The sequence below is a fragment of the Pseudomonas sp. GM78 genome (assembly GCF_000282475.1).
In the GTDB taxonomy this organism is placed as follows: domain Bacteria; phylum Pseudomonadota; class Gammaproteobacteria; order Pseudomonadales; family Pseudomonadaceae; genus Aquipseudomonas.
Map to the genome: position 1 here is coordinate 1 of NZ_AKJF01000106.1, position 7,950 is coordinate 7,950.

The following is a 7,950-nucleotide window of genomic DNA, read 5'->3' on the forward strand; positions in this document are numbered from 1 at the left end:
TGGCCCCGGCCACGCTGAACACCGTGGCTGCCGCCGCCAAAATCGGTGGTGACATCCACGTGCTGGTTGCAGGTCAAGGCGCAGGCGCCGTGGCTGAAGTCGCTGCGAAAGTCGCTGGCGTGAGCAAAGTCCTGAACGCTGACAATGCCGCTTACGCGCATCAGCTGCCGGAAAACGTTGCTCCGCTGGTTGCAGCTCTCGTTCAAGAAGCAGGGGCTGCGGGCTACAGCCACATCCTGGCTGCCGCCACCTCCAACGGCAAAAACATCCTGCCGCGCGTTGCCGCTGCACTGGACGTTGACCAGATCTCCGAGATCATCTCGGTGGAAAGCGCCGATACCTTCAAGCGTCCGATCTACGCCGGTAACGCCATTGCTACCGTTCAGTCGAACGCTGCAGTGAAAGTGATCACCGTGCGTGCTACCGGTTTCGACCCGGTAGCCCCTGAAGGTGGTTCGGCTGCCGTTGAATCGGTTGCTGCTGCTCACGACGCTGCGGTCTCCAGCTTCGTCGGCGAAGAGCTTGCTAAATCTGATCGTCCTGAACTAACCGCTGCCAGGATCGTCGTTTCCGGCGGCCGTGGCATGCAGAACGGCGACAACTTCAAGCACCTGTACGCCCTGGCCGACAAGCTGGGCGCAGCCGTGGGTGCTTCGCGCGCCGCGGTCGACGCAGGTTTCGTACCCAACGACATGCAGGTCGGTCAGACCGGCAAGATCGTTGCTCCACAGCTGTACATCGCGGTCGGTATCTCCGGCGCGATCCAGCACCTGGCCGGCATGAAAGACTCCAAAGTGATCGTGGCGATCAACAAGGACGAAGAAGCGCCGATCTTCCAGGTGGCCGATTACGGCCTGGTGGCGGATCTGTTCGAGTCCATCGCGCAGTTGCAGGCGGCCCTGTAGCGGCATCGAAGAGAGGAGCCCGGGTTTCAGGTAGCCGTTGCGCAACACCGTGACGGTTGCCGCGAGGCCATGGAAGCCGACGGTAAAGATCATACTGTGCCGTGGCCCGAAGACCGGGCGCATCTGAAGAGCATCACTTGCATGGTCAATGAGAACAAACGGATTCAATCGGTAGAGCGGGCGATGGCCATTCTGGAAGCCATCGCTGCTGCCGGAGGGGAGGCGAGGCTGGTCGACCTGGTCGACGGTCTTGGCCTGCACAAGAGCACCTTGCACGGCCTGCTCAATACACTCGCGGCACTGGGCTACGTATCCCGTCAGGGGGCCTCCTATGCGCTGGGTTTGCGCCTGCGCGAGATCGCGCAACCGCTCAATGATGCCGATGCAGTCATCAAGGGAGCGTTCGCACCGGCATTGTCGGCCCTCGCTGAGCTGACCGGTGAAAACTGTTATCTGGCAGTGCCCTGCGGGACCCGCAAGTACGTTTACATCGATGTGCTGGAGCACGGCGACCGGGGCCTTGCCAAAGCGGCACGGGGTAAGCGCGAAGGGTTGACCACCTCGGCCATCGGCAAGATTTTCCTCGCGCTGGACAGGGACCTTGCGCGCAGTCTGCGCAAGGCAGGGTTGCTGACCCCGGATCTGGAACAGGACCTGGGCCTGATCGTCGAGCAAGGCTACGCGCTTGACCTGGAGCAGGCCGAGCCAGGGCTCAACTGCATGGCGCTGCCCCTGAGGAAACAGGGCCGCCTGGTGGCGTCATTATCGGTTGCCGGGCCCGTGTCGCGGCTGCCGGAAGCGAAGCTGGTCGCCCTCGCGGGCCAAGTCATGCGCGACATGTACGACATGGTCAAACTTTGACGACCAACCGGGCAGGGTACCTGTTCGGCAAGGGATCGTGCCGCGATCATCAGGGCTCAACCAATCACCACCACGGAGCTCTTCCATGTTTGTAACGACTGTTCAAGACGTCATCGCTCGCGCCAGGGACCTGGCCACGGAGCAAGGGTTTTCAGTGTGCATCAGCGTTGTGGATGCCAGCGGATTGCAGGCCGGTTTTCTGCGTATGGACGATGCGCTGCCCGGCGCCATCGAGATCGCCATCAAGAAAGCCCGCACGGCGGCGCTGTTTCGCACCGACAGTATTGAGATCGGCGCCGGCGCCCAACCGGGCGGTCCGATCTACTCGCTGGAGTTCACCAACGGCGGCATGATCAGCTTCGGTGGCGGGGTGGTACTGCGCGACACGCAGGGCAAAGTCATCGGCGCGCTGGGTATTTCCGGCGCCACCGTGGAAGCCGATCAAGTCATTGCCGTAGGCGCCGCGCGCCCATGAGTGTGGGCAAGCAGCGGCTTCATCCCGGCGTCTGGGCACTGGCGGTGACAGCGTTTGCCATTGGCGTGGCGGAGTTCATCGTGGTCGGCGTGCTGCCGGCCATTTCCCGTGAGTTGGAAATACCCCTGGCTCGCGCGGGAAGTCTGGTGGGCCTGTATGCGCTTGCGCTGGCGGTAGGCACGCCGTTGCTGGTCCTCGCCCTGGCCCGCTTTCCGCGCAAGCCGGTGCTGCTGTGGCTGATCGCGGTGTTCCTGGGTGGCAACCTGGTCTCGGCACTGTCCGTTGACTATTACTCGTTGTTGGCGGGACGCATCGTAACCGCCGTGGCCCATGGCGGCTTTTTCGCCATGGGTGCGACGGTCGCGGCGCGCCTGGCGCCCAAGGGGCAGGAGAGCAATGCCATTGCGCTGATGTTTGCGGGTCTGACACTGGCGATGGTGATCGGGGTGCCGCTGGGTAGCTTCCTGGGTAACGGGATGGGCTGGAGACTGCCGTTCTTCGCGGTAGTCGGCCTGGCTGCCCTGGGGTTTGCAGCATCGCTGCATTGGCTGCCTGCACTCGATGCGTCGCCGGCAGCCAGGCCTCGTGAGCAACTGGCCGCGGCGTTCAATCCGGCGATTGTCACCATGATGATGATCACGGTGCTGGGGTTCGGTGCCTCGTTTGCGGCGTTTACCTATATCACCCCCATCCTCACGGATATCACGGGCTTCTCGGCCGGCACGGCGAGCCTGTTGCTGGTGGTGTTTGGCGCGGCGACGCTGGCGGGGAATCTGCTGGGGGGGCGGCTTGCCTCCGCCATCGGTTGGCAGGCGGCGCTGCGCTGGCTGTTGCTGGCCCTGGTCGTGGTGTTGGCTGTCATCGCCTGGGTTCTGCCGTATCGGGGCGCCATGGGCGTGATGCTGTTCTTCTGGGGCGGCCTGGCCTTTGGCATTTCCCCTGCTGTACAGGGTGGGATGCTGGCCACGGCGCAGCGCTACACCCCTAAAGCCGTGGACTTTGCGTCGGCACTGAATATTTCAGGGTTCAATCTCGGTATTTCGCTGGGTGAGATGGCCGGCAGTTCACTGGTTGCCCATGGGCAGATGGCACTCACGCCATGGGCCGGCGTGGCGGCGGCTGCGCTGGCACAAATTCCCTTGGCCTGGTTGGCAAGGCGTGGACGCCAGTCTGCGCGACAGGCACTGGCAAGCTGAACAGGCACTTTGCCGAGTCGTGTACTTGAGGGAATCGGCTCGGCGTTTTGGAAATGATGTCCATGAGGCTTGACCGCACAGTCACGAGTACCGAAACACACCTGCGGCGTGTCGCCTGCGCGCTCTTCGTCGACGAGGGTTTTCAGCAGGTCAGCATGCGTCGGCTGGCTGCCGTCCTGGGCATCCAGGCCGGCTCCTTGTACAACCACATGGAGAGCAAGCAGGCCCTGCTGTTCGATGTTATCCACCAATATGAGGGCCAGTTGCTCGAAGCCGTGCGTGACTGCGCGGAAAGTGTCCGGGAGCCCGCAGATGCGTTGCTGCGCTATGTGGATACGGTCATTCGCTTCAGGTTGCGTCACCGCTGCGAGGCCACGCTTTCCCGTCTGGAACTGCGGTCGCTCAGCACCGCCCAGCGGGACATCATCACGGCGCTCCGTCACCAGCACAGCGAACTTTTACGCGCCATGCTGGCGAGCCGCAGAGGGCCTTCGCCATTCACCCCTGCCGATGACTTCGTCGAGCGATGCATCCTGTCGCTGCTGGACGGCGTCATAGACCTCGACAGCGCCGAACGTGCAGTCCCGCTGGACAGGATCATCCAGAACTACCAGACATTCATCGTCAATGCGCTCTACGGTTCTGCTCGTCGCTAGCAAAGCCGCGTTGCCTTGACTCATCTTAGTTGACCGCCTAAGGTGTTTTTATGTAACCAACCGTTTGGTTACTTGAGGTGGGAAAACAATAACTAAACCAACCCGAGACACAAGCAGATGATGAAACTTTACGGTATGGAGCACGTTGGCTTCACGGTCCCTGACCTTGACCAGGCCGTGCAATTCTTTGAACAGGTATTGGGCGCGGTCACCGCCATGGAAACCGGGCCGGTGGTGGTCGATAACGCATTCATGGCTCGACGCCTGGGTGTGCCCGAGCAGTGCCGCATTGAAAACATCAAGGTGCTGCGCTGTGGCAACGGCGCCAACCTGGAGTTGTTTGAATACTCAGGCGAAGCGCAGGACGGCGTTCTCAAGCGCAATAGCGAAGTGGGCGGTTTCCATCTGGGCTTTCAGGTCGATGACGCGGTCGCCGCCGCTGACCGCTTGCGTGAAAAAGGCGTCGACGTGCTGGAGGGCCCTACGTTGATCGACGCAGGGCCGATGAAGGGCCTCACCTGGGTTTATCTGCGAACTCCCTGGGGACAATTCCTGGAGCTGGTCAGCCGAAGCGGCCCGCTGGGCTATGAACAGGACGGTGGTCCCACCCTCTGGGTGCCACAGTCGGCCTGACACACCTATCGATTCTGCATTGAGCGCGTCGACAGGCTGAGCTTGCCGGCACCTTCGGAGAGACATCATATGCAACAACAGGAAATCTGTTTTCCAGGCAAGGGACAATTCATTCTCCAGCACTGCGAACCGTCGCCACTGCGGCCTAATGAGGTCCGTGGTCGCACCCTCGCGACACTGGTCAGTCCAGGCACCGAGCTTGCCTGGGCAAACGGGGAGGAATTTCCGCTCCGGCCGGGATACTCGGCCGTGTTCGAGGTTGAGGAACTGGGCGCTGACGTGACAGGGGGTGCCATCGGTGACCGCTTGTTCTGCATGGGCAGCCATCGCAGCTTCCAGCAGGTAGACATCGCCCATACGGTTTCAATTCCCGGCGATATGAAGTCAGAGATTGCGCTGTTGGCCCGTCTCGTGGGTGTGTCGATGACGACGCTGATGACGACCAGGGCGCGTCCTGGTGACAGTGTTGTCATTTGCGGTGCCGGACCGGTCGGGTATCTGGCAGCGCATATCTTTCAGTTGTCAGGATACGAGGTCGTAGTGGTTGAGCCTGACGCCAGGCGCCGCGCTCAGGCACACGCGTCAGGGCTCAAGTCCGTGTTTGCCGCGTTTCCGCTTGATCAGCCTGCACTGGTCGGGCACGTCGCTTTGGTCGTTGACTGTTCAGGGAACGAACAGGCAGTGCTCGATGGTTGTCGCATCGTGCGCCAGCACGGTGAAGTGGTCCTTGTCGGCGTACCATGGCGACGTCAATCGGAACTGTCGGCCCACGAGCTGCTCAATGCCGTGTTCAACGGTTTCGTAGAGTTGCGCAGTGGTTGGGAATGGGCATTTCCGCTGGTGTCCCGACCCTTTGAATGGGAGCAACTACTGGAAGGTTACAACAACAGTTCGCAAAGCATCATGAAGGGGTTTCGCAAGGCAATGAGCTGGCTTGCGCAGGACCGGATTCCGGTGGAAGGCATGCTATGCACGCAAACCCCGGACGATCCGCAAAGGGTTTATCGAGCGCTGCTAGACCGCAGCATCGATGAGCCATTCGTGGTGTTTGATTGGGGGCTGACGGCTGCCCATCGTTGAGCATACGGTCGGTGGCAGGTTCACCGACGACCACACTTGAGGCGATAAGGGCCCGTGTCGCCTCAAGTGATACATCGGCCTGTGCGCCTGGACGTGTATCGGCACCGCCACCGCCTTCCCGAAAGCTGAGTGGATGACCACCGTCGCGCTCGCGCCGGCGACGGTGGTCGTTGCTGACATCCGTCAGCGTGTTGCCGGTTTCGAGACCGCCACCGTCACCGTCGCCTGAGCCGACTCCGCACCCTTGGTATCCTTGGCTTGATAGGTAAAGGTCGCGGTGAACGGCGCGGCGATTGTGGCCGGTGGTGTGTAGACCACGCGCAAGCCGTCAGTGCTGACCGAGCCCTTGCCGGAGTCCGGTTGCGCAAGACCCACCACTTTAAGCGGCACATTACCGTCAGGGTCGGTGTCGTTGGCCAGGACTTGTATCATCAGCGCCTGGCCGTTGTTGCTCACGGCGCTGTCGGCCTTGGCGATCGGTTTCTGGTTCTGGCCTTCGTTGTCGTCATCTCTGGCGCCGGTGCGGAAGGTCGGCAGCGCCGCAGAGTTCACGTAGGTGACGCCGTCCCAGCCGGGCAGGGGCGTTGGCATCAACTGGAACTGGCCAGGCTTCTCGATATCCCAGCGCAGCAACATCGAGGTGTCCTCGTGCTGGGTGTTGTGGCAGTGCTCCATGTAGGTCCCGGCGAATTCGCGGAAGCGGATGGCTATTTCCACGTCCGTCGAACTGTCGATGCCTTCACCAATGCGATACACGTCCTTGCGCGCCCACTTTTCCCATTCCGGTGGCGCCTTGCCGTCGCGGTTGAGAACAATGCCTTCTTCGAAATGTACGTGCACCGGGTGGTTCCAGCCGTTGCCGCCGTTCCTGATTTTCCATACTTCCAGGGTGCCGTCGCCGCTGTAGCCGCCATCGGTCGGGCCGTTGGCCAGTTGCGGGGCGGCGGCGAGCCGGCGCGGGTCCATGCTGTAGCCGAAGCCGCCGTCAGTCTTGATGGTCCAGGGTTCTTCGTCGGTGCCGTCGGAACGGCCGAAAATGAACTCGCGATGCCGTGCCACGTTGAGCTTGGCAATGTCCGTGGGGTTATCGCGATCGAGGGTCAGCGGGATCATTTTCTTGCCCGCCGGTTTGCCCTGTTTGGCGGGTTCATACTCGGCCGGGTTCATGCTCACGTCCTGGCCGGAATAAGGCTGCACGACCATTTGCATGAACTTGCCCACCACCGGGTCGCCCATGTCCCATTCCAGCCCTTTGCTGCCCAGCTTGAGCACCGCCTTGTACTTGCCGGACAGCACATCGGCCAGGCTCAGCGGTACGTTCTCCGGACCCTTGCCGTTCTGGTGCTCCATCAGGTTGACGAAGTACAGCTTGTCGCCGGTCTTGATCCCGTTTTTCGCGAAGTTGACGATGATATCGAAACGCTCGGCGATGCCCTGGGTCGGCAGGATCGCGTTGTGGTCCTGTGTATCGCCGTCGCCATCGAGGTCCATGCTGCCGTCGAATGGCACGGCGTGTTCCATGAGGTTGCCGTCATTGGCGATCAGGTGGAACGGCACGCGGGTATAAGACAGGCCGGAACCTGCAGGCCCCGGGAATTCGCCACCGGTGCCAGCAATTTCACGCACCAGGGCGAAACGGAAGTAGCGCGACACCGAGCCGTTGAGAATGCGGAAACGATAGCTGCGCGCACGCACTTTCAGGCGCGGCTGGTACTGCCAGTTGACCAGGATCTGATCGCCGAGGAAGCCATCGGTATTGAACGGGTTGAACCACAGTTGGCCGTTCTTATCCCAGGCCTTGTCGGCCACCATCAGGTTGACGTCATAGTCGCGGTTGCCCCAAGGCAGCGCCGAACCGCTGGGCAGGCGCAGGTTGACGCCGTCTTGCAGCGCTTCGTTGCCACGGTCCAGGGCGCTGTAGTAGTTCATCATCACCGCGTTGCCCTTGTAGACGTTCTGTGCGGTGAAATCGAGCATGTGGTCGTGGAACCAGTGGGTGCTCATGGTTTCGCGCCAGTCGCCACGGATCTTGATGGAGCCGTTGTTGCAGGTCTTGAGGCCGGGGCTGGCGTCGTTGACGTACAGCGTCTCCCCCGGTGCGCAAGGGAATGCCGCGCGCGGATCTTCAGCCTTGGTGTTGATGG

The 7,950-nt window shown here is 61.7% G+C and carries 8 protein-coding genes; 7 read left to right on the forward strand and 1 reads right to left on the reverse strand.

What is annotated here, in order from left to right:
- The 7 genes from PMI35_RS13775 to PMI35_RS13745 form a co-directional block, all read left to right on the forward strand.
- Positions 1–905 (forward strand): electron transfer flavoprotein subunit alpha/FixB family protein (locus tag PMI35_RS13775; protein ID WP_008060790.1); only part of this gene is annotated, 905 nt, incomplete at its 5' end.
- 96 nt (positions 906–1,001) lie between these two features.
- Positions 1,002–1,766 carry an IclR family transcriptional regulator gene (locus tag PMI35_RS13770; protein ID WP_238543182.1) on the forward strand — a complete coding sequence of 255 codons (765 nt, stop codon included), beginning with the start codon at positions 1,002–1,004 and terminating at the stop codon, positions 1,764–1,766.
- Between the two features lie 85 nt (positions 1,767–1,851).
- Positions 1,852–2,241 (forward strand): GlcG/HbpS family heme-binding protein, encoded by a 390-nt coding sequence (locus tag PMI35_RS13765; RefSeq protein WP_008060796.1) that lies wholly within the window; start codon positions 1,852–1,854, stop codon positions 2,239–2,241.
- Positions 2,238–3,437, forward strand: a complete 1,200-nt coding sequence (locus PMI35_RS13760; RefSeq protein WP_008060797.1) for an MFS transporter — start codon at positions 2,238–2,240, stop codon at positions 3,435–3,437. Before PMI35_RS13765 ends, PMI35_RS13760 begins: the two co-directional genes overlap by 4 nt.
- A gap of 62 nt (positions 3,438–3,499) precedes the next feature.
- Positions 3,500–4,093, forward strand: a complete 594-nt coding sequence (locus PMI35_RS13755; RefSeq protein WP_008060799.1) for a TetR/AcrR family transcriptional regulator — start codon at positions 3,500–3,502, stop codon at positions 4,091–4,093.
- 120 nt (positions 4,094–4,213) lie between these two features.
- On the forward strand, positions 4,214–4,726 hold the full coding sequence (locus tag PMI35_RS13750) for a VOC family protein (protein WP_032831691.1): 513 nt from the start codon (positions 4,214–4,216) through the stop codon (positions 4,724–4,726).
- A gap of 69 nt (positions 4,727–4,795) precedes the next feature.
- On the forward strand, positions 4,796–5,806 hold the full coding sequence (locus tag PMI35_RS13745; protein ID WP_008060803.1) for a zinc-binding dehydrogenase: 1,011 nt from the start codon (positions 4,796–4,798) through the stop codon (positions 5,804–5,806).
- 183 nt (positions 5,807–5,989) lie between these two features.
- Here the strand turns inward: PMI35_RS13745 and PMI35_RS13740 are convergent.
- A partial coding sequence (locus PMI35_RS13740) for an Ig-like domain-containing protein (protein ID WP_443217061.1) occupies positions 5,990–7,950 on the reverse strand: 1,961 nt, incomplete at its 5' end.

Coding starts and splice junctions, on each gene's coding strand:
- PMI35_RS13745 (WP_008060803.1), top strand. CDS start 4,796: ATGCAACAACAGGAAATCTGTTTTCCAGGCAAGGGACAATTCATTCTC.
- PMI35_RS13760 (WP_008060797.1), top strand. CDS start 2,238: ATGAGTGTGGGCAAGCAGCGGCTTCATCCCGGCGTCTGGGCACTGGCG.
- PMI35_RS13765 (WP_008060796.1), top strand. CDS start 1,852: ATGTTTGTAACGACTGTTCAAGACGTCATCGCTCGCGCCAGGGACCTG.
- PMI35_RS13750 (WP_032831691.1), top strand. CDS start 4,214: ATGAAACTTTACGGTATGGAGCACGTTGGCTTCACGGTCCCTGACCTT.
- PMI35_RS13755 (WP_008060799.1), top strand. CDS start 3,500: ATGAGGCTTGACCGCACAGTCACGAGTACCGAAACACACCTGCGGCGT.